This is a genomic window from Pseudomonas sp. AC172 (assembly GCF_979258595.1).
Genome location: NZ_OZ409868.1, coordinates 3,859,650 through 3,882,040, shown reverse-complemented (window position 1 = coordinate 3,882,040; position 22,391 = coordinate 3,859,650). Strand labels below are relative to the sequence as shown.

The following is a 22,391-nucleotide window of genomic DNA, read 5'->3' as shown; positions in this document are numbered from 1 at the left end:
TTTGGAGAGTTGTGTTTGTCAGTTGTTTTTCCATTGACGAGATCATTGCTATGGAACATCAATCCCTGACCCAAGCGGTCGGCGCCGCTGACGTACGCGCGGCGCGCGGCGTTTCTCCGACCGCACGGGCGTGGCTTTTCCTCACGCCGTCGATGCTGTTTCTCGGCGTGCTCATCGCCGCCAGCCTGTTGGTGCTGCGCATGAGCGTCGGCACCAAAGGCGCGGAATGGAGCGGTTTCAGTCTGGCCAGTTACGCCCAGTTGCTCGAACCGTACTACCTGAAATCCTTGCTGCTGACCTTGCGTCTGGCGCTGATCAGCGCGGTGATTGCCGTGGTGCTGGCGATCCCGGTGGCGTACACCATGTCACGGCTGACCTCGCCGTTCCTGCGGCGGATTTTTCTCGCTGCGGTGCTGCTGCCGTTGCTGGTCAATCTGCTGCTGCAAAGCTACGGCTGGCTGGTGATTCTCGGCCCCGCCGGCATGCTCAATCAGGCGCTGATGGGCCTCGGCCTGATCAAGCGGCCGATCATGTTGCTGTACAACCAGAACGGCGTGTTGATGGGCCTGGTGCAAACCGCGTTTCCGCTCGCCGTGCTGCCGATTGCCAGCGCCATGCGCGGCGTCGCGCGAAGCTATGAAGAAGCAGCAGCAACCCTCGGTGCCAGCCGTTTTCAGGTGTTCCGCCAAGTGGTGTTGCCGATGAGTTTGCCCGGGATCATCACCGGCGCAACGTTGGTGTTCGCCTACAACGCCAGCAGCTTTGTGGTGCCGTTGCTGCTCGGTGGCCGGCGCGTGCCGATGCTCGCGGTGATGGTGCATGACCAGATCGCGCCGCTGATGAACTGGCCTGCCGCGTCCGCTGCCGGCGTGGTGCTGATCATCACCACGCTGGCGATCATGACCTTGTCCGAATACATCACTGGCCGTCGTCGGCGTCTGCTGGAGGCTTCGCAATGAGTGCCCTGACCAAGAAACGCATGGCGCTGCTGCCCGGCGAAACCGGCAAGTTCGCCGGCATCCTCTCTGGCTTCATTCTGCTGCTGGCAGTGTTGCCGATCCTGACCATGATCGTCATGTCGTTCAGCGGTGCGTCAAACCTCGACTTCCCGCCGAGCAGCTACAGCCTGCAATGGTACAAAGCCGCCTGGCACACCTTCGTGTCGCCGGATGCCAGCGACGTGCTCAGCCTCGGTCAGGCCATGGCCACCAGTCTGTTGGTATCGTGCCTGACGATGATCTTCGCCACGCTGATCGCCGTGCCCGCCGCTTACGCGCTGACCCGTTGCGAGTTCCGGGGCAAAGCCGTGGCGCTGCAACTGATGTCGCTGCCGCTGGTGTTTCCGATGGTGGTGTTGGGCCTGGCGTTGTTGTTGGTGTTCGACAGCCTGCCGTTCCACATGACCACCTCGCGATTGGTGATCGCTCACGTGATTCTGGCCTTGCCGTTTGTGGTGAAGAACTGCACCGCGGCGATGCTTTCCATTGGCAGTGAAGTCGAAGAAGCAGCACGGATGCTTGGTGCCTCGCCGCTGCGCGCGATTGTCGATGTGGTGGTGCCGTTGATGAAGTCGGGGATTCTGGCGGGCATGCTGCTGGCGTTCATCGTCTCGTTCAACGAATTCACCGTGACCTATTTTCTCTACACCATCGACGTCATGACCGTGCCGATCTGGATGTACAGCCGCACCGTGTCATCGCTCGACCCTACCGTGTTCTCGTTTGCCGTGCTGATCGTGCTGATCGACTTCGTCCTGATCTGGGCGCTGGAGAAGCTGGTGGGCGAGGGCGGCGTTTCCTTTTGATTTGAGGTGCAACATGACTGGTCTGATTCTGGAAAACGTCGAGAAATTCTACGGCTCGGCGTGCGCGGTACAAGACGTCAACCTGCATTTGCCGGAAGGCAAACTGGTGTGTTTTCTCGGCCCGTCCGGCTGCGGCAAGACCACTTTGCTGCGGATGATCGCCGGGCTGGAAACCTTGAGTGGTGGCGAGATTCGTCTGGACGGCGAAGACATCGGCCAGACCCCGGCGCACTTGCGCAACTTCGGCATGGTCTTTCAGTCGCTGGCGCTGTTCCCGCACATGACCGTCGGCGAGAACATCGCCTACTCGCTGAAATTGCGCGGCGTCAGCAAGGCTGATCAGCAGAAACGGGTGGTGGAATTGCTGGAGCTGATCCAGTTGCAGGCGATGATCGATCGCCCGGTGGCAAAACTCTCCGGCGGCCAGCGCCAGCGCGTGGCGATTGCCCGGGCGATTGCCTCGCACCCGAAAATCCTTCTGCTCGACGAACCGCTGTCAGCGCTCGACGCCAAGCTGCGCGAGTCGATGCAGGTGGAAATCCGCCAACTGCAACAACGCCTGAATATCACCACGATCATGGTCACCCACGACCAGCGCGAAGCGATGACCATGGCCGACATCGTCGTGGTGCTGGGCGAGCACAAGGTGCAGCAGATCGGTACGCCGATCGAAATCTATCGGCATCCGGCCAACGAGTTTGTCGCTGACTTCATTGGTTCGGGCAACATCTTTCCGGCCACGGCACTGGGCGACGGCAAGGTCAGCCTGCCGGGTGGTGACGCGCTGCAAGTGCCGATCTGCAGCAGCATTGTCGTCGGGCAGAAAGTGAAAATGCTGATTCGCCCGGAAGACCTGCAACTGTCGGCACCGCAAGCGACGGCGGGGAATCGGTTGCTCGGCAAGGTGACGTTTGTGCGTGATATCGGCGCGACCATCGAGACCACGGTGGAGTGTTCCGGAGTGATGTTTACGGCGTTGAGTACGCCGTGTCAGGGGATCGGCTTGGGGATCGGGCATCCGGTCTCGGTGACGTTGCCGGCAGAGGCTTGTCGGGTGTTGGGGGAATGATCCGGATTTTTCACTGATCATTCCGGCCCCTTCGCGAGCAAGCTCGCTCCCACAGGGGATTTGTGATTGACACTAACCCTGTGGGAGCGAGCTTGCTCGCGAAGAGGCCATCAGTCTTGACACAAAGTCCGGATCAGACAGAAAGCCGCAATCGCGCCAGATCCCGCAGCGGCGGCGCACCAAACAAACGGCTGTACTCACGGCTGAATTGCGACGGACTTTCATATCCCACGCGATACCCCGCCGCCGAAGCCTCCAGCCCTTCGGCCAGCATCAAGCGCCGCGCCTCTTGCAGGCGCAACTGCTTCTGATATTGCAGCGGGCTCATCGCCGTCATCGCCTTAAACCGGTGATGCAACGTCGACACACTCAAATTCACTTCCTTGGCCAGGTCATCAATGCGCAACGGCTGTTCAAAGTTGCCGTTGAGCCATTTGATCGCCTGACTGATGCGATGGCTCTGACTGTTGGCAATCGCGATTTCATACAAGCGATGCCCCTGCGGACTGCGCAGCAGGCGATAGAGAATCTCCCGGCGAATCAGCGGCGCGAGCATGGCGATGTCTTTCGGCGCATCGAGCAATCGGGCCAGACGCAACACCGCATCGAGCATCGAACTGTCGATCTGCTCGACATACAAACCACGCCCGGTCGGCCGGGTCGGCACGCCCATGGGGCCGGCGTCGGCGATCAGTGCGGTGATTTCTGTCGGGTCGATATCCAGGCGCACGGCGAGGATCGGTTCTTCCGGCGAAACATTCACCACGCGCCCGCTCAACGGCATCGAAACCGACACCACCAGATAATTCAGCGGGTCGTAATTGAAGTACTCGTCCGCTAGCCGCACCTCTTTGCGTCCCTGCGCCATGATGCACAGCGCCGGTTGCGCGAGCACCGGGGCAAAGTCGTGGGATCTTGTGTGGCGCGACATGAACAGCGAACCGATGGCGGTCTCGTAGCTGCCATCGTCGGTGGTGTTGCGGCGGATGATCGCCGCCAGTTCCGCCCGCTGTTTTTCCATGTCAGCGGTGGGTTCGGCTTGAAAACGATCGAATGACGTCATGCACGGCATCCTCGGCAGGGGAGGTGGAATGGAGCAGAGCATATGTTTGTGCAAGCGTCAGCGGTAGACACATCCTGCCAATTGCTTGCCTGATTCTGCCTGGGCTTGTGTGCATGCCCAGCCATAGCAGGACGCAGAGCGGCAAACTTGCTTGATACGCCGTATGACATCCGTGTGACGTAGTTTTACAGGTTGTTACAGCTTCCGTGTGCAGTCTCGCAGGATTGTGCAACGCGGCGGCAGGAATCGACTAACGGCGCAGTGTGTGCGGCCTTTAACCTTTGATCCTGTCGCAGCCCGTCCCCCGGCTGCCACGCGACTCCCTGGGAGGGTTGAACATGTCCAAGCAGATTCCCGTCAGTCATATGGCCTTCGTTCGAGCGCGCGCCGGGCGTTCGGCGGAACTCGGTGTACGCCTGAGTGCGTTGATCGAGCCGTCCCGCGCCGCCCCCGGTTGCCTGAGCTTTGCCCTGCAGCATTCGCAGTGTGATGCCGAGTTGTGGCTGGTCTCTGGCTTCTGGAGCAGCCAGCAAATGATGACCAACTATTTCAACAGCCCCTCGATGGAAATCTTCGCCGAGCTGGTGCAGGAACTGGTGGTCAACAGCCTCGACTTCCACACGTTCAAGGACGTGTCGGCGGCACAAGCCCTCGGTCAATGCCCGGCACCGGTACACAAACTCGTCGGTTGAGGGTTTAATGTCCGGCTTAATTTGTCTGAGCCGGGATGTGTGACATGGCACGTAAAGAGTTCGAGCACTTCGAAGCAGTTTCCGCAGTCGTCCCCGTCGAGTTGGGCGGCAACAAGGGTTATCATGCGGCAATCGCGGTCAAGGCCCTGGTCGATGGCGGCGCACCACGCTTTCACAAATTGCTGAATGACCAGATCTTCCCCGGCGCCATTGCTGCCGATGAGGCTGCCATCAATGAGCTGGATAACCTCAAAGGTGTCACTGACGACGCCGAGTTGATCTGGTAACGCGTTACTTGTTGGCGCCCGGACGCCACATCCTGAACAGGGCCTCAGGCCCCAGCTGGAAGTAATCCGCCGGCCCGCCGCCGCGCAGAATCGGTTCTGCCGCGGCGGTGTCGTAGATGCCGTCCTTCAATAGCCACTTGGCAATGTGCACGGCGACCACTTCGCCGAGGATCAGCCAGCTCGGCACCGTCTCACCATCGGCACGCTGCAACTGAATGATCTGCGTGACCTTGCACTCGAAGGACACCGGGCTTTCGGCGACCCGTGGCACCGAAATCACTTTTGACGCAACGGTCGTCAATCCCGCCAATTCAAACTCGTTGACCTGCGGCGCGACCATCGCGCAGCTCTGGTTCATCTGCTCGGCCAGCGGGCGGGTGGCGAGGTTCCAGACGAATTCGCCGGTCTGTTCGATGTTGTTCAGGCTGTCTTTGCGCCCGACGCTGGAAAAACCAATGATCGGCGGAATGTAGTTGAAGGCGTTGAAGAAGCTGTACGGCGCCAGGTTCAACTGGCCGTTGGCATCCTGTGAAGAAATCCAGCCGATCGGGCGCGGGCCGACGATGGCGTTGAACGGGTCGTGGGGCAGACCGTGGCCGTTGGCGGGTTCATAGAAGTGGATGTCATCGGGCATGGCGGGTGGTCCTGGAGAGGTCTGAATCAGATGGCCAATAGTGCAAGTGCCGTCAAACAATTTCCAGTCAGTCACTGATATTCCATCCAATGGAAAACCTGTGGGAGCTGGCTTGCCAGCGATGGCGGCCTGTCAGTCGACAATGACTTTGAATGACAAAATGTCATCGCTGGCAAGCCAGCTCCCACAGGGTTTTGTGTCGGTTTTATAAAACATGTCATGCCCCAGAAATGACTAAGCCCGGCCAAGGCCGGGCTGTGGGTGGACTGCTGATACTTAGCTGATGGCAGCGGCGGTGCCGGTTTTATCGAAGCCGTCAGCAGCGACCGTTTTACCCAGGTTGGTTTTATCGAAGCCATCGGCAGCATAAGTGCCGGTGTGGCTGGTTTCGATCGCAGCGCTGGCGCCGTTGATGAAGTCGGCGGATTTGGTGCGATCCGAGCCGTCGGCAGCGAAGGTATTGGCAGCCAGCACGGACAGGGTCAGGGCGAGGATCAGTTTGGTTTTCATGTCGGTTGCTCCAGATTCGTTGGCGGTGTGTCTTGCATGGGTTTAATGCTACGCCAACTAAATTGATTAAAAAGCGCAAATTGATGCTAAAAACTATCGATTAACTTGATGTTAAGGGCGGCGCATTGAATTCGCTTTCGTCGTCGGAGCGAGCGTCGCGCAGGTCATCGATCAGGTGATTGCAGAATGCAGGGGCAGCATTAATTAGCGATTAATCGCTGTTTTGCGCCGTGTGACAGATTTTTCATACTTTGCCGACCGCTTTTTCACCGTTGCAACGCCAGTCTGCCCGTGGCCAGAAAACCAAGAACCGGCCGCCACACACTGGAGCTTTCCCCGCGATGAACAAACTTCCTCAAATCACCCTGGCCTTCTGGGTCATGAAAATCTGCGCGACGACCCTGGGGGAAACCGCGGGGGATTTGCTGTCGATGACCCTCAACGTCGGTTACGCCATGAGCTCGTTGATCCTGATCAGTGTGTTCGTGATGACGCTGATCACCCAGTTGATGGCCAAGACTTACAAGCCATTGCTGTACTGGCTGGTGATCCTGTCGACCAGCACCGCTGGCACGACGATGTCGGATTTCATGGACCGCACCCTCGGACTGGGTTACGCCACTGGCTCGATGATCCTTATCGCCATTCTGCTGGCGATCTTCGCCGCGTGGCGCCTGAGCGGTGATTCGCTCAACGTCAGCAAGGTGCAGACCTTCCGTGGCGAGATGTTCTACTGGATGGCGATTCTGTTTTCCAACACCCTCGGCACGGCGCTGGGCGATTACCTGGCTGACGATTCAGGGATGGGTTTTGCCGGGGGCGCGCTGCTGATTGGCTCGACCATCGCGGCCGTCGTGCTGCTGAAGTACTTCACCAGGATTTCCACGGTGGTGTTGTTCTGGGTGGCGTTCGTGCTGACCCGACCGTTCGGCGCGACCTTGGGTGACTTGATGACCAAGTCCCATGAGAAGGGTGGGCTGGACTTTGGCACCATCGGTTCTTCTGCGGTGCTGGCGGGGATTTTGCTGGTGATGATTGTCGGCGCGTCTTATGCGCAGAAGCGCTATGGCAAACCGCAGGTTGCCGAGTTGACTTGATACCGGGTCGCCCCAATCGCTGGCAAGCCAGCTCCCACAATGACAGCACCGTTCACAGACCTTGTGTACGACGCGAAACTTGTGGGAGCTGGCTTGCCAGCGATGGGGCCAGAACAGCCACCGTTGCAGTGGCTGTGAACACGCGATCAGTCAGTCACGATACGCGAATGTTTCTGGGTGTCCTTCATGGTCACATACACCAACAACGACACCGCGATGCATGCCGTCACATACCAGTAGTAACCGGTTTCCATGCCAATGCTCTTGAACCACAGCGCGATGTATTCGGCGGTGCCACCGAAGATCGACACGGTCAGTGCATACGGCAGGCCGACGCCCAGCGCACGGATTTCGGTCGGGAACAGTTCGGCTTTCACCACGGCGTTGATCGAGGTGTAGCCGCTGACGATGATCAGCGCCGCCATGATCAGGAAGAACGCACCCCACCAGGTCTGAATGGTGTGCAGGGTCATCAGGATCGGCACGGTGAAAATCGTGCCCAGTACGCCGAAGGCAATCAGGATCGGACGACGGCCGATCTTGTCCGACAGGCCGCCGATGATCGGTTGCAGGCACATGAACAGGAACAGTGTGGCCGCCGAAATGGTGGTCGAGTCGGAGATGCTCATGCCGACGGTGTTCACCAGGTATTTCTGCATGTAAGTGGTGTAGGTGTAGAACGCCAGGGTGCCGCCCATGGTCAGGCCGACCACGGTCAACAGCTCTTTGGGGTGGCGCATCAAGGTGCGCATGGCGCTTTCCTTGGACTTCTCTTTTTTGGTGAACGACTCGGTTTCTTCCATGCCGCGACGCAGGTACAGCGCCACGACCGCACACAGCGCGCCGATGGCGAACGGAATACGCCAGCCCCACGCGTACAGCTGTTCAGTGGTCAGCACGTTCTGCAGCACGATCAGCACGCCGAGCGCGATGAGCTGGCCGGAGATCAGGGTCACGTACTGGAAGCTGGAGAAGAAGCCGCGACGTTCCTTGGTCGCCATCTCCGAGAGATAGGTCGCCGAGGTGCCGTATTCGCCACCCACCGACAGGCCTTGCAGCAGTCGGGCGAACACCAGCAGGATCGGCGCGCCGATGCCGATGGTTTCGTAGTTCGGGCTGAGGGCGATCAGCAGCGAGCCGAAGCACATCAGGTAGACCGAGGCCATCAGGGCTTTTTTACGTCCGACCTTGTCGGCGTACATGCCCATCAGCCAGCCACCGATCGGACGCATCAGAAAGCCGACGGCGAAAATCGCGGCGGTGTTCATCAGTTGGGCGGTGGTGGAACCGGCAGGGAAGAAAGTTTTCGCGAAGTACAGGGAGAAGGCGGCATACACATACCAGTCGTACCACTCGACCATGTTGCCGACGGAACCGCTGAAGATCGATTTGATCCGGCTGGCGGTGGTTCTTTCTTTGGCGGGCGCAGCAGCCGACCCAAGTGGCAGGGCGTTGGAGTTATCCATTGAAGGATCCTTCGTTTAATTGTTTTTGTGGAGCGCGTTGGAACGCAGCCTGCGAGGGCTATAGCAGGAGGTGTGCCAACGGGGGGAGGGCCGGTTTAGAGGGGGTGACGGGATTGGGTGGGCGGTTTTATGCCGATGGATTTGATTGTGTGAGCGGATTTCCGCTTATTGGGGCTGAGATCAAAAGCCCCTCACCCTAGCCCTCCCGAAACGTCGGACCGCCCGTAGGGAGAGGGGACTGACCGAGTGGATTGTTCGAGTTGCACCGACCTGAGATATCGAGTCGAACTCAGGTTTCGAAAAGCATGAAGATCGGCTCCCTTTTCCCCTCGCCCCCCTGGGGGAGAGGGCTGGGGTGAGGGGGATGGATTTCAGCCACGGCAAAAATCTCGAGCCAGCCTCACTCAGTCAAAAACATCTCCCGACTCAACCCATGCCGCTGCAGCTTTTCATTGAACGTGCGGCGCGGCAGTTGCAGTTCTTCAAGCACCGCTTTCACATCGCCCTTGTGCCGGGTCAGCGCTGCACGCAAACACTGTGCCTCAAACGCCTCCTGCTGCGCCGCCAGCGATTGCCCCGGATCAATCCCCGGCGCCGGCTCATCCAGCCCCAGCACCTGGCGCTCGGCGACGTTCGCCAGTTCGCGCACGTTGCCCGGCCAGTCGTGGCTGAGCAGATGGCTCAATTGCGCGCCACTCAAAGGCGGAAAGGTTCGGCCCAAACGTTCAGCGGCGTTGCGGGCGAAGGTTTCGAACAACAATGGAATGTCTTCGCGGCGATCACGCAACGGCGGCAAACGCAACTCGGCGACGTTCAGGCGATAGGCCAGATCCTCGCGAAAACGTCCAGCCCGAGCCTCGTCGAGCAGATCCGGTTTGGTCGCCGCGACAATGCGCAGATCGACGCGAATGCTCTGGTTCGAACCCAGCCGCTCAAGCTTTTGCTCCTGCAACACGCGTAGCAGTTTCACTTGCTGGGCCAGCGGCATGCTTTCGATTTCATCGAGAAACAAGGTGCCGCCATCGGCGTATTCCAGCTTGCCGATGCGCTTGCCCGACGCACCGGTAAACGCGCCGCTCTCATGCCCGAACAACTCCGCCTCAAACAGCTGTTCAGGAATCGCCGCGCAGTTCAGCGCCACGAACGGCTTGGCCGCGCGCGGGCCGAAATCATGCAGGCAACGCGCGACCAGTTCCTTGCCGCTGCCGGTTTCGCCACGGATCAGCACGTTGACCGGCAACGCCGCCAGGTCCAGCACCTGCCGACGCAGCGTCTGCAAACCACGCGACACCCCGAGCAACGTCGCATCGAGTTTCGCGCGGTTGTCGGCCTGCTCGTGCAGGGCGCGGTTCTCCAGAATCAGCCGGCGTTTGTCCAGCGCCCGGCGCAAGCTGCCGAGCAGGGTTTCCGGGCTGAAGGGTTTTTCCAGAAAGTCGTAGGCACCGTCGCGCATCGCTTCGACCGCCATCGGCACGTCGCCATGGCCAGTGAGCAGAATCACCGGCAGATCGGCATCGCGTTTCTGCACTTCAGCCAACAATGCCAGGCCGCCCATGCCCGGCATGCGCACGTCGCTGAGGATCACTCCGGCAAAGTGCGCAGGCAGGGCAGCGAGGCATTCTTCGGCGCGGCTGAACAACTGCACTTCGAAGCCCGACAGGCTCAGCCACTGCTCGACGGCGCTGCGAATGCTGCTTTCGTCATCGACCATCATTACCGAATTGAGCATCAGATGTGTGCCTCCAGGTCGATCGGCAAAGTCAGGCTGAACACCGCGCCGCTGTCGCCATTTTCGACGCTCAGACGTCCGCCGGATTCATGCACGATGGCAAAGGATACCGCCAGGCCGAGGCCCAGACCGTCGCCCACCGGTTTGGTGGTGAAGAACGGATCGAAGACCTGGCCCAGATGGTCTTCGGCAATCCCGCCGCCATTGTCGCTGACGCTCAGGCGCCACAGCTGCTCATCGGCTTCCAGACGAATCTCGAGACGCTTGCACGGTTTACCCTGCATCGCATCGAGGGCGTTGCGCAGCAGGTTGATCAGCACCTGTTCGAGACGAATCGCATCACCGCGCACCCACGCGGGACGGGTCAGGTGCAGCACCAGACTGACCTGTTCGTCGCGCAGCCGGGCATCGAGCAACTGCAACGCCTGATCGACCACCGTCGCCAGATCCAGCCGCTCACGCAAGCCGCTGGGGCTTTTGCGCGCAAAAGTCTTCAGGTGGCCGGTGAGGGCGGCCATGCGCGTGAGCATTTCGTCCACCGGTTTCAACGCTTTATAGGCATCGTCGACGCGGCCATGGTCGAGCAATAGGCGCAGGGTCGCCAGTTGCATGCGCTGAGCGGTCAGCGGTTGGTTGATTTCATGGGCGAGCGCGGCGGACATCTGCCCGAGCGCGGCGAGTTTGGCCGATTGCACCAGACCGTCCTGCGCAGTGCGCAAATCACGGGTGCGTTCTTCCACCAACTGTTCAAGTTCTTCGCGGTTGCGCTGGCGGATTTTCGACAGACGCCAGCGCTGGTTGAGAAACAGCAACAGAAACACCAGCGCCAGCCACACCCCAGCGGCGGCGAGGCCAGCATTGCGCAGGTCTTCGAAGGCCACTTGTGGATGGCGCAGCAGGTGCAGGGTCCAGCCTTCGGCGCTCAGGGGCAGCGATTCCCACAGATAATCCGCGGTGCCTTGCGGGCCTTCGACGCGGCGCAGATCGCTGTTGTCATCGAAGCTGCGCAGCGACAAGTGGGTCAAGGGCAGCAGCGACTGTTTGTCGTACTGGCGCGTAGCTTTGATCTCGGCCATGTCGCTGGCACTCAACGGCCGCAGCGCGCGATAACGCCAGCCGGGCTGATTGGCGATGAAGATGATTCCGCGCGCATCGCTCACCAGCAGGGTGTCATTGCCCTGACTCCACTCGCGTTCCAGCTCGGGGAATTCCAGCTTGACCACCATCGCGCCAAGGAACTCGTCGCGGTCGCCGAGCACCGCGCTGGAGAGGAAATAACCAGGAATCCCGCTGGTCACGCCCACCGCGTAAAAACGCCCGGTGCCCTGGGTGCGAGTCTGACTGAAATAGGGACGGAAGCCGTAGTTGTGGCCGACGTAACTGCTCGGCAGCCGCCAGTTGCTCGCCGCCACGGCGAGGCCTGTGTGGTCGAGCAGTTCAAGGGTCGAGGATTGCGCCGCGCCGTTGATCTTTTCCAGCTTGAGATTCAGTGCCGCCTGTTCGGCGGCATCGACTGGCCCGGCCAGCGCCGAACGCAATTGCGGGTCCAGCGCCAGCACGGCGGGCAGGGCGCGGTAGCGGTCGATCAGGGTGTGCAGGGAATTGGCGTACAACGCCAGTTGCTGGTTGGCGCGGGCGGCGTCTTCTTCCAGCGCCTGACGTTCGGCGTGGCGGATCGCAAGCGTGGCGGCAAGCGCCGCGCCGGCAATGATCAGCAGGGTATACAACGACAGACGCAGGGTACGGGAAGTCGGTAGCATGCTGGGCAAACGGATGGCAGTCGGGCGGGCACGATAGCATGTCGGTAGGCGGGAACATTGTCCCCGCTTAGAAAGCCGCCCATTTACGCGGCGGCGTGGTGAGCAGTTCTATGCTTTTGCACCGTTAACGCCAGACCGTGGAGCATGTCGGTGATTCGGGCTGTTTCCTGGTCTAGATCGTTGAGGTCGACGCCGTTCATGCTCGTTCTGCCAAGTGCGTGAGCATACTCATGGACCGAGTCGTTACTCGCCTCGATAGCCTGTGCAAGTCCGAGAATTTTCCCCTCGAACTCAAGCATTTTTTCGCTGGATTTTCCAGAGATGGCCTTAGCCGCTTCATTGACAATTTCCGGCAAACTCCATAACGCCGCGGCTCCGCTAGCGATGGCGCCGGCCGCTGCGGGAGGTAGTGAATTGAAAGTTCCCTTCACACCCGTCGCCGTTAGTTGAGCGCCTGCCTCCTTCACCAACTTGAGTCCGGATTTTTTGTCGCGAGGAATCATGCCCTGGAGTTTGGCGTTTAAATACTCAAGCGGCTGCATTTGTTTGTGTTGGGCTTTCTCGATAATAGTGTCCGCTGACACTTTGGAGGTTTTCAAATTGACCGACGCGCTCAGTCCGCTTCTTTCAGCCGCGTAGTCGATGAGCGCGCTGACCCCGATTTTTGCGGCGTAGCCCATCCCTGCGCCTATCACGTTGCCGACACCGGGTGCCGCGGCGCCTAGTGCCTGAGCACCGACACCGACCGTTAGACCGACGCCATAACTGAGGGCTTTGCTTGCGACCAATACCAGCGTTCTGCGTGTTGTCGCCAAGGCAATGTCGCTGCCTGAACCCATTCTGTCGAGTTGCTTGGCGGCATCGCTGGCGCGGCGCTGGGTAATCCCCAGAATTTCAATGTGCTGCATCATCTGATCATTCATTTGGCGGGCCATACGCTTTTCTGCAAGGCGTTGCGCATTTTTGGCATAGCTCTTGTTTTGCGAAGCAATGATGCGATCCACTCCGCCATTCATATCGTCCAAAGTAGGCCACTTGGATTCACCGTTGACGTCGACATGGCCAATCGGATCGTTGCCGACGAAGGCGTAAAGATTCAGCCCATCCACGTCGCCTGCCGGGTCCGCGCTGACCCAGCGTTGCAGCCATGGCGCGTAATAGCGTGCGCCGTAGTAATACATGCCGCTGACGTCCATCTCCTTGCCCGAATAGCGTATGAACTTGTAGCTGACCTCAATCTCCGAGCGTGCGCTCATCCACGCCGTGGCGCCGAACGGGTAATAACCTTCCTCGCTGATCAGTTGTGCCTGTTGATCGAGTTCCATCACGCAGGAACCAAGGTGATCTTCGAGGCTGTAGCGCAATTGATCGCCATCTATGCCATTGGGCTTGTTCTCTGCCCAATGCAGACAGCGCGCGTTGCCGAGGGTGATGACGTGCAGTTCTTCGCCGTTGTCGCGGGTACGGATTTCCAGTCCCGGCAGGTAGCGCACCTGGTGGAAGTGTTCGGTGTTGGCCGCGAAGGTTGCGTGGCGTTTGAACACGCGTATGCCTTGGCTGTAGCGGTAGCACTCGGCATCATTGGAAGCGTTTTTGCGCTGGACCAGGATCACGCTCTCCTGCTCGTCGCGGGCGTTCCAATGCAGCGGTTGTCCCGGTTGTACGGTCAGTTGATTGCCGTGTGAATCGAACAACTTGTTGAAATCCGGTTCCGGGTCGCCTGTTTTCCAGCGCAGTCCACGATTGCTCTTTGGATCGATGAACATTTGCCGGGTGGAGTTGTTTCCGGCCCGAACGTGACACAGTTCGATCAGGTTGCCAGCGTTGTCGTACTGGTAGGTCTGGGTGTAGTTGAGGCGATTGTTCGGATCGCCCGGTTGCGGCAGGCCGGGAATGTCCGATGGCGGGGCATCGTCATGGCCGGTGGCGCTGGTCAGCCGATATAGCGAGTCGTAGGCGAAATTGCGGTGGCCGTCGATCAGTTGATTGGCAAAGTAGCGCGGCTGAAAAGCATGGTCTTCGATGCGCGTGATATTGCCGACGCGGTCGTAGAAATACTCGAATTTCTGCAGGATACCGCCGCCGTCCTTGCGGCTGGACTGGGTGTGCAACCGACCGTCTGCCGGGTCGTACGTCCAGGTACTGAGTACCCGGTTGCCGGCCAGTTGCTCGATGATCTGGTCGTTGGCGTTGTACTGCGCGTCCAGCAGCACCGGTTGCCAGTCCGGCGTGCCGCTGATCAGCAACTCCGTCTGTTTGAGTTGCCCGGCCAGACCGTAGTGCGAGCGTCGCCGATGACCGCCGGCGTCAGTCTGTTCCAGCAGCGCGCCGAGCGGGCTGAACAGATGGTGGCTGGTGAATGCTTGATCATCGTGGAACGTGCGGGTTTCGCTCAGGGACTGGCCGGTGAGGGAGAAACTTTCCGTACTCAGCGGTCCGGAACGATCCTTCTGTTCCAGCAACTGGCCGCGCCGGTTGTACCCCGCGTCGGCCGATGCGTCGGCATGGATAAATACATCAACATCGGGTTCACCATTTTCCTCCACCGTGACTACACGCAGTTGCTCATCGAAGCTCGATTGCCAATGGCTGCCGCGCTGGTCCCAGCGCTGCAACGGTTCGCCGGCCAGCCCCGGCAGATTCAAGCGCCAGCCGGCGTCGACGCTGTCGGTCTTCAAGATCGCGCTATTGAGGCTGTAAAACGTGACCAGACAGGGGACAGAAAGGCGCGGATCCCACTGCTCGACCATGCGGCCTGCAGTATCGTGTTGTTGACGGCTGATCTGGCACTCGGCATCGGCGCCGGCCACGGTGCGCAAGTACGCGACATGTCTCACCGGCAGATTCCTGGGGTCATGAACGTGCAGCGTCGGCGTATGCCAATGCACTGACTGATTCATACCCGCTCACGCGCGCAGTCGGTCATCTCAGGCGGCCTTTTTCTTGTTGGTGCGCGCCTGCCTCAGTAGAAACTGGTTGTCGGTGGTGCCCATTTTCTTGTACCAAGCCATTCCGAGTTGAGCCCTGGCAATGTCGGCAAGCACTGCCTCGTTCTTTGAGCGCAATTCCGAACGGTGGATGGGAGCCAGAGTTTCCTTGGTGGTCATATTGTTGACGTTCGGTAGGAAATTGGCCGGATAAATCACGTCTGTACCGAGTGCGTCGAATGCGTTTTCGGCCCAAGCGGAACGTTGCTCCACCGCGGCCTTCCAGTCGCTGAGCATTTTCTCGATTTTTTCTATTTTCACTGGATCGAGCCGGTTCCTGATGTCCTCGACCTCAATCGCCCGGGCAAACATGTTAAGGGCACCGGGAATGATACCGATCACCGAGCCGATGACTCTGTTCATCATGAAGGAGGGATTGAGAACCGCGTCCAACCCCGGGTGGATAAGTTCACTCTTCAAGTCACTCCAGGACTTGATATCCTTGACGGCATCCTCGATGCCCAGTTTCTTATCAATGGCGCTGACGGACATCTGCGAGGTTTGCGGGATGAGGGGGCCGAATTTCAGCCCGGTACTGTTCGCATATGGATTAGCGAGTGCACCGCCGGCATCGCCACCGATGTTGCCACCGACTAATCCAGAAACGCTTACGAAAGACTGTGCCTGAGACAATCCGGGCGCTATGGCATTAAATACTTGACCTCCCACACCTCCGCCCTCGTAACCCGCAACCCCCAGCACCACTTCGCCGACGAAATTTGTCAGCAGATCAAGTGCGATGTCTTCAGGGTGAAAAATATTGGTCAGTTGCCCTCCGAGTTGTCCGGTATTGTCATGGAGTTCTGAAATGAATTGTGAATACAACAGGATCACACCTTCCGCTCGCGTGTTCCCGTCAGGATCAACGAAGCGCATCGGGTTGTTGCCCACAAACGCATAAAGATTAAGACCATCTGCCTGCTCGGCATCCGTACTGACCCAGCGTTGCAACCACGGCGCGCAATAGCGTGCGCCGTAGTAATACAAGCCAGTGACATCCCTCTCCTTGCCCGAATAACGTATGAACTTGTAGCTGACCTCAATCTCCGAGCGTGCGCTCGTCCACGCCGTGGCGCCGAACGGGTAGTAACCTTCCTGGCTGATCAGTTGTGCCTGTTGATCGAGTTCCATCACGCAGGAACCGAGGTGATCTTCGAGGCTGTAACGCAGTTGATCGGTGTCGATTCCATCGGGTTTGTTCTCTGCCCAATGCAGGCAGCGCGCGTTGCCGAGAATAATGACGTGCAGTTCTTCGCCGTTGTCGCGAGTACGGATTTCCAGTCCCGGCAGATAACGCACCTGGTGGAAGTGTTCGGCGTTGGCCGCGAAGGATTCGTGGCGCTTGAACACACGAATACCCTGGCTGTAACGGTAATCTTCGGCATCATTGAAGCCGCTTTCGCGCTGGACCAGGATCGCGCGCCGCAGTTCGTCGCGGGCATTCCAATACAGCGGTTGTCCCGGTTGTACGGTTAGTTGATTACCGTGGGGATCGAACAGGTCGTCGAACGCGGGGGGCGGCTCGTTGGGTGTCCAGCGCGCCCCGCGATTGCTCTTCGGGTCGATGAACATGTGCTGGGTGGAGTTGTTGCCGGCCCGCACATGATGAAGTTCGATCAGGTTACCGCCACTGTCGTATCGGTAGGTTTGAGTGTAATTGAGGCGATTGTTCGGATCGGGCTGTTGCACAAGACCGGGAATGTCCGGTGGCGGCGCGTCGTCGTGACCGGTGGCGCTGATCAGCCGAGAGAGTGAGTCGTAGACGAAATCACGGTGGCCGTCGATCAACTGATTGGCGAAGTAGCGCGGCTTAAAAGCGTGATCTTCAATACGGGTGATATTGCCGACGCGGTCGTAGAAATACTCGAAGTCCTGCAGCACTCCACCGCCATCCTTGTGGCTGGACTGGGTGTGCAAACGTCCGTCCGCCGGGTCGTAAGTCCATGTACTGAGTACGCGATTGCCCGCCAGTTGCTCGACGATCTGGTCATTGGCGTTGTACTGCGCGTCCAGCAACACCGGTTGCCAGCCAGACGTGCCTTTGATCAGTAGATCCGCTTGTTGGAGTTGCCCGGCCAGGCCGTAGTGCGAGCGTCGCCGATGACCGCCGGCGTCAGTCTGTTCCAGCAGCGCGCCGAGCGGGCTGAACAGATGGTGGCTGGTGAACGGTTCATCATTGTGAAGGGTGCGGGTTTCCCTGAGCGCCTGACCGGCCAGGGAAAAGCTGTCCGTGAGCAGCGAACCGGAGCAATCTTTCTGTTCCAGTAACTGGCCGCGCTGGTTGAGCCCTGCCTCGGCTGAAGCGTCGGCGTAGATGAAAACATCAACACCGGATTCGCCATTTTCATCGACTGCGATCACCCGCAGCTGTTCATCGAAGGTCGTGCGCCAATGATGCTCACGCTGATCCCATCGCTGCACAGGCTCACCGGCCAGCCCCGGTAGAGTCAGACGCCAGCCGGCATCGACGCTGTCGGATTTCAATGCCGCACCGTTCAGGCCGTAAACCGTGGTCAGGCAAGGTGCTGACAGGCGCGGGTCCCACTGCTCGACCAGGCGTCCGGCGAGGTCGTGCTGTTGTCGGCAGACAAGCGCATCAGGCGTGTCATTGACGGCGCTGCGCAAGTACCCGATCTGCCGCACCGGCAGACCACGCGCATCGCTCGCCACCAGCGTGGGTGTGCGTCGATGCACGTTGGCATTCATGACCGTGGTGCCTTTGTGGGTGATGACGGTTCAGCGGTGTCGTTGAAGTCTTCGCTGGCGTGGTACCAAGGGTGGTAGGTCTCTCGGGAAAAATCGCCCTTGGCATTGACCACGCGGATTGTTCGGCCCTGGGTGTCATAGAAAATACGGTCGTGATTGCCCAGTGTGCGCAGGGACCGATCGTTGACGTAGCTATGGGTATCGGCGAAAAACGCGCGGAACTGACGAACCGGCATGCCCTTGTTGTTGTATTCGACACGCTCGCTGATACGCCAGCGCGATTCGGCATCGACCTCTTTGAACTGGCCATTTTCGACGATCAGCGAGCCGTCGGCGTCCACGGCATAGGCCTTGCCCGGGTCGACCAGTTGCTGAGTTTGCAGCGACCGCCCAAAGCCGTCGACGCAGGCTTTGATGATCTGGATCCGCGCCTGCACCGGATCATCGTGGTAACGGTCGGCGCTGAGGATCACGCTGTGCACCGGTTCGCGATGCACAGCTGCGATGGCGGCTTGCAGTGCCTGTTCATCAGGCGTCAAAGCGCTACTGCGCTGGGCCAGTCGTCGGCGTGCGCTGGCCCTGATATGCCCGCTGGGCAGCAGATAACCTTGGGCAATCCATGCCATGGCGACGTGAGTGTCGTTGGCTATCTGCCCCATCCAGCTGAACAGATCCTTGCGCAGGGTACTCGCAGCTTCTTGCACGGCATCGGCCGGGTGGGCAATCGCGGTAGCCGGGCTCCGGTCCTCGGGAGATTTATAGAAGCTGAGTGGCTTGAACCCCGCCTTCGTCCCGTTCTCGGTGCCATGAAAACTGGTGGCCAGTGGCTGTTTGGAGGGATCGCTGATCGCTTCGTGAATGTTGTCGTTGGCATCGATGATTTTCAGTGGTTGCAGCGCGTGGTAGTCGTACTCAATGCGCGTGGTGCAGCCATCCGGCAGTTCCACGAGGGTGACGAACAGCGCATAAGCGTCGTATTCGGCCCGGGTGAAGCCGTGGCTGAGAGTCTCGCGATAACGGCATACCTTGTAGAAACCGTCGAGGCGGGCATACTCGGCGTAGCCGAAATTCGCCGACCACAGGTCCTGTTCTGTACTGCCCAAGGGATTTACCCAGAACAGAAACGGCATCGGTGTGTAACCGATTTTCGCCAGTTCAGTGCGCACGTTGAAATTCGACAGAACGCTGTAAGCGTCCAGCGCCGTCTTGTCCAGTTGTGCCACTTCCAGTGGGCCGACCAGGGCTTCGAAGCCGGCAATGCCGTCGTCCAGCAGTTTGCCGTCGGCACTCACGTAACGCTGCACGGACTGCGTGGTCAGCACTCGTTCGGCATTCCAGTACGCCGAATCCTCATGTTCCATCAGGCACTCATAGGACACCTGCGCAGGTGTAAGCCCGGTGGGAAGTGTGCCTTTGGACGACAAGACCAATGCATTGCCACGCTGTTGATAGGGCAAACCAAGACGCCAATGCTGTGGATCCTCGTCCAGATCGATGAACACAAAACGGCTTTCATTCAGGTAGAACGATCGTTGCGCCGGGTCATGGGAGTCGTACCACCACCGCTGTTCATCAGGATCGTCGGACGGTGGCGTATCCGTTTCGGTGAGCCGCCGGGCGTAGCTCACCGTGATTGCATGCGTCGCTTGGCCGTAAGCGTTGTAGCGCGGGACCACCTCCATGCGGCACATGGGATCATCGACGAAGCCGTCGTACTGGTAACTGATTTTTTCCACCACCAGCGGCAGCAAGACTGCGGCGGCGTAAGCGCCTTGTTCGCGCACCTCGCGCACCCGATAACGGATTTCCTCCACCGTATAAGGTGTGGTGTTCCGCAGAGCATCCTCATCTGCATCGGCGTAGGTCTCGATACGCGTTACCGAGCCGACCAGCGCCCGCGAGATCTGGTAGATAGTGTCTGCGTCAGGGGAGTCCAGCCGTTCCTCGAAATCGTCCGCCTCGTGGTATCGGCTGAACAGCGTTTCGCCCAGCGCCACCGCTTGTGCGTCATGCTTGAAATAGTCATCACGCGACCGGTCCATCGATTGCCCGGTATGAAACCAGGTGAAGACCCGCATCGGCTCGCTGAAGCCTTCGCCCTCATCGTCGCTGGCGCTCTCGCTGTCGGTTTGCTGCAACAGGCCAAAACCGCAGAACTCGCGCTCACGGCTGTCGTAGAAACCTTCCCACCAGGTGAAGAGCTGCGTCAGGCAGTTGCCGGTGATCTCATCCAGTTGCTGCTGTTTCTTGACCACCGCCACCGGGAACGGCAGGTGGCAAGCCGGAAAACGCCTGAGGGGGGGCAAACGGCGTTTCTCATCCAGCCATTCCTGCGCCGAGCTGCGGTAGACCACGCTGGCACTGCAACCCATATTGTTGTTGCTGCTGGTCAGCAGATACGGCTTGGCCGGAACGAAATCGTAGCGCCAATGCTGCGGCTGCATGTGCGTCACCGTCAGGATCAAACTGGCGCAGCCCAGGCCTTGCAGGTCGGCGAAACTTACCTGACAGAGGCGGTCGTAGCGCACGCCGTCGGGCCACGGCACGCTGATCGGCGTCTGCTCCAGACCGTTGCCACCCCGGTTCAAGTAGATATCGAAGGTCTCTGACTTCAGATAAATCAGCGACGCGGCACCGGAGCCGTCGAGGTCGGCAAGGCGTACCTGTGACGAATCGAATTGCTCATAGCTGAACGGCAATCCGCTGATCTTGCGACCCTTGCCAAAGCGGCCATGACCCAGGTTTGGCCAGCAGCGGATTTCATCGTGGCGAATCCGGCACAGCTCGGGCATGTCGCTGCCGAGCAGATTGCCCAACAGCACCAGTTCTGTTGGGGAATTGCTGAACAATGGCAACCGGTCATCATCGGCTTCGTGCCGCACCTCTTCAGGCGCCGCGAAGCCTTGTTCGCGCTCGTTGGCATACAACCGCACCGAGTCCGGCCCGATCAATGCCAGGCTACTCAGGCCATCTCCACTCAAGTCGCCGAGTGTCGAGAGAGCGTTGAAAAACTCCGGTGGGAATTTGCCGAAGGGGACGAAGTCGGCAAACGTGCGTTGTTCTGTCAGGGTGCGAAAACCACTGATACCCGGTTGCGCGGTGACCCAGTCGAGCCGACCGTCACCCGTCAGGTCGGTCAGCAGTTGCTGTACCGGACGGTTGCGATCAGCAAGCGGAATCTTGTCCAGCGCGATCCATGGCCCATAGCCAATTTCATCGGTTCCTTTCGTCGCGCGCCGTGGTTCACGGTAGTACCAACTCTGGTCATAGCGGCAGAGAAACCCCGGCACGCCTTCGCCATAAAGATCGATGCACTGGTAAAAACCTCCGTCCTCGATACCCGGCTGTGTATCAAGTTCAAGGAAGCGACGTGGGGTTTTATTGATGTCGAAGGGGGCGTAGTCGAACTCGACTGGTGGTGTGTTTTCGACGATGCCATAGGCATCGAATGCCTGATAGTGCGCTGCGCTGATCTGGCTGTAGGTCCACTGTTCGTCTTCCTGCGCCTGGCGATACTCCAGTAGCAGGCGGTGTACCAGTTTCGGTTTGTCTGTCGATTGCTCGGAGAACTGATGAAACAGCAACGCCTGTTGGCAGAGTCTGCGAGTGCCCAGTTCAAAACCCTGACCATGGGTTGAAAAACGATCCGGGCGGACCGTCCAGGGTTTCAGGGGATCTTCGTCGTGCGCAGGGATATCGGTCAGGGACGTGCTGCGTTCGCCGTAATCGAACAGCAGATGAAAGTGCCAGTCCAGTTCGGTGGGATTGTCCGTGGTCCAGCTGTACAGATCGCTGCTGGCTGTGAAGTTGCCGTAACACACGCGGTGCAGATAACGCTGGGCGCGGTAGTCATGCAGCGGGTCGGGGTCCTGATCGTCGGCCTTGTAATCGAAACAGATGTGTTCGCCGCGCGCGTTCATGCTTTCGCAGAGCAACCATGTGGCGATATGTCCGGGGGCGTCAGGATCGGCAATTCGTGTGGCTTCGGTTTTGCCGTAAAGGTGCAGCGAGCCGTCAGCGCCGTGTATCAGCCAGAATACCGGTGGATCGGCTTCTCGGGTCTGCCGCTGCCAGCGCTCGCGCAGGGCGAAATCGCTTTCCACTTGAGGCCAGTAACGCACCACCCTGTGGGGGCCAATGTCGATGCCGTTGTAGACGCTTTCCTCACGGAACTTGAGTTCACCTTGCTCATCCAGCTCCGGCATCCACACTTCGCCATCGGCACCGACGATTTCATCGTGATCTGTATAACGCGGCACACCTTTTTGGGTACGGCGGCTGATCTGACCCGCGCCGGCCAAGTGCCAGGAAAGACCGAATGGGCCGTTGCCGCTCTGGCTGCTGTAGTTCAGCGAAAACTGTGGATCCCAGCCACGTCCGGCGGACATCGGAATCGGCAGTTCGAACGAAGCCGCACCGGTCGGCCCCACGGCGCCCCAGCTTTTGCCGATGGTGGCAATCGATGCGCTTTTGGCGACGGAGGGGGTGGTGATGCTCAGCTCTTGTTGATCAGGCATGGTCGAATCCATTGCGCGCGGGGTGGGCGTGAATGGACTGACGCTAACAAGAACGGCGGTGAAATGAACC

Annotated in this window: 15 protein-coding genes; 6 read left to right on the top strand and 9 right to left on the bottom strand. The window is 59.4% G+C overall.

Going from position 1 to position 22,391, the window contains the following annotated elements; all coding sequences use genetic code 11:
- Nucleotides 1–50: 50 nt before the first annotated feature.
- Genes ACZ0A4_RS17470 through ACZ0A4_RS17460 form a run of 3 tightly spaced genes read left to right on the top strand, consistent with a single transcriptional unit; the run spans nt 51 to nt 2,873 of the window.
- Nucleotides 51–959 (top strand): ABC transporter permease, encoded by a 909-nt coding sequence (locus ACZ0A4_RS17470; RefSeq protein WP_463575736.1) that lies wholly within the window; start codon nt 51–53, stop codon nt 957–959.
- Nucleotides 956–1,804, top strand: coding sequence for an ABC transporter permease (locus ACZ0A4_RS17465; protein WP_007912618.1), 849 nt, complete (start codon nt 956–958; stop codon nt 1,802–1,804). The genes ACZ0A4_RS17470 and ACZ0A4_RS17465 overlap by 4 nt, the downstream gene beginning before the upstream one ends.
- A 13-nt stretch (nt 1,805–1,817) precedes the next feature.
- Complete coding sequence (locus tag ACZ0A4_RS17460) at nt 1,818–2,873, top strand: ABC transporter ATP-binding protein (RefSeq protein WP_463575735.1); 1,056 nt, start codon at nt 1,818–1,820, stop codon at nt 2,871–2,873.
- 133 nt (nt 2,874–3,006) lie between these two features.
- Here the strand turns inward: ACZ0A4_RS17460 and ACZ0A4_RS17455 are convergent, their stop codons facing one another.
- Nucleotides 3,007–3,936 carry an AraC family transcriptional regulator gene (locus ACZ0A4_RS17455; RefSeq protein WP_038366799.1) on the bottom strand — a complete coding sequence of 310 codons (930 nt, stop codon included), beginning with the start codon at nt 3,934–3,936 and terminating at the stop codon, nt 3,007–3,009.
- Between the two features lie 338 nt (nt 3,937–4,274).
- On the opposite strand from ACZ0A4_RS17455, the gene ACZ0A4_RS17450 reads away from it, so the two are divergent.
- Together ACZ0A4_RS17450 and ACZ0A4_RS17445 are read left to right on the top strand one after the other, a co-directional pair.
- Complete coding sequence (locus ACZ0A4_RS17450) at nt 4,275–4,628, top strand: antibiotic biosynthesis monooxygenase family protein (RefSeq protein ID WP_463575734.1); 354 nt, start codon at nt 4,275–4,277, stop codon at nt 4,626–4,628.
- A gap of 44 nt (nt 4,629–4,672) precedes the next feature.
- Nucleotides 4,673–4,915 (top strand): hypothetical protein, encoded by a 243-nt coding sequence (locus tag ACZ0A4_RS17445; RefSeq protein WP_077574323.1) that lies wholly within the window; start codon nt 4,673–4,675, stop codon nt 4,913–4,915.
- 4 nt (nt 4,916–4,919) lie between these two features.
- On the opposite strand, the gene ACZ0A4_RS17440 is transcribed toward ACZ0A4_RS17445, so the two are convergent.
- Together ACZ0A4_RS17440 and ACZ0A4_RS17435 are read right to left on the bottom strand one after the other, a co-directional pair.
- Nucleotides 4,920–5,549 carry a flavin reductase family protein gene (locus ACZ0A4_RS17440; RefSeq protein ID WP_463575732.1) on the bottom strand — a complete coding sequence of 210 codons (630 nt, stop codon included), beginning with the start codon at nt 5,547–5,549 and terminating at the stop codon, nt 4,920–4,922.
- A 276-nt stretch (nt 5,550–5,825) separates the two neighbouring features.
- The gene (locus ACZ0A4_RS17435) at nt 5,826–6,059 is read right to left on the bottom strand and encodes a hypothetical protein (RefSeq protein ID WP_463575731.1); all 234 of its coding nucleotides are present in this window, start codon (nt 6,057–6,059) and stop codon (nt 5,826–5,828) included.
- A 341-nt stretch (nt 6,060–6,400) separates the two neighbouring features.
- On the opposite strand from ACZ0A4_RS17435, the gene ACZ0A4_RS17430 reads away from it, so the two are divergent.
- Nucleotides 6,401–7,156, top strand: a complete 756-nt coding sequence (locus tag ACZ0A4_RS17430) for a COG4705 family protein (protein ID WP_463575730.1) — start codon at nt 6,401–6,403, stop codon at nt 7,154–7,156.
- Nucleotides 7,157–7,302: 146 nt separating this feature from the next.
- On the opposite strand, the gene ACZ0A4_RS17425 is transcribed toward ACZ0A4_RS17430, so the two are convergent.
- The 6 genes from ACZ0A4_RS17425 to ACZ0A4_RS17400 form a co-directional block, all read right to left on the bottom strand.
- Nucleotides 7,303–8,622, bottom strand: coding sequence for an MFS transporter (locus ACZ0A4_RS17425; protein ID WP_463575729.1), 1,320 nt, complete (start codon nt 8,620–8,622; stop codon nt 7,303–7,305).
- Between the two features lie 400 nt (nt 8,623–9,022).
- A complete protein-coding gene (locus ACZ0A4_RS17420; RefSeq protein WP_463575728.1) occupies nt 9,023–10,351 on the bottom strand; it encodes a sigma-54-dependent transcriptional regulator in 1,329 nt (442 codons plus the stop codon).
- Complete coding sequence (locus ACZ0A4_RS17415; protein WP_463575727.1) at nt 10,351–12,111, bottom strand: ATP-binding protein; 1,761 nt, start codon at nt 12,109–12,111, stop codon at nt 10,351–10,353. The genes ACZ0A4_RS17420 and ACZ0A4_RS17415 overlap by 1 nt, the downstream gene beginning before the upstream one ends.
- An 83-nt stretch (nt 12,112–12,194) precedes the next feature.
- Nucleotides 12,195–15,011: an RHS repeat-associated core domain-containing protein gene (locus ACZ0A4_RS17410; RefSeq protein WP_463575726.1), complete on the bottom strand. Its 2,817-nt coding sequence runs from the start codon at nt 15,009–15,011 to the stop codon at nt 12,195–12,197.
- Nucleotides 15,012–15,038: 27 nt separating this feature from the next.
- Nucleotides 15,039–17,804, bottom strand: coding sequence for an RHS repeat-associated core domain-containing protein (locus tag ACZ0A4_RS17405; RefSeq protein ID WP_463575725.1), 2,766 nt, complete (start codon nt 17,802–17,804; stop codon nt 15,039–15,041).
- On the bottom strand, nt 17,801–22,321 hold the full coding sequence (locus ACZ0A4_RS17400) for a SpvB/TcaC N-terminal domain-containing protein (RefSeq protein ID WP_463575723.1): 4,521 nt from the start codon (nt 22,319–22,321) through the stop codon (nt 17,801–17,803). Before ACZ0A4_RS17400 ends, ACZ0A4_RS17405 begins: the two co-directional genes overlap by 4 nt.
- Between the last annotated feature and the right edge of the window lie 70 nt (nt 22,322–22,391).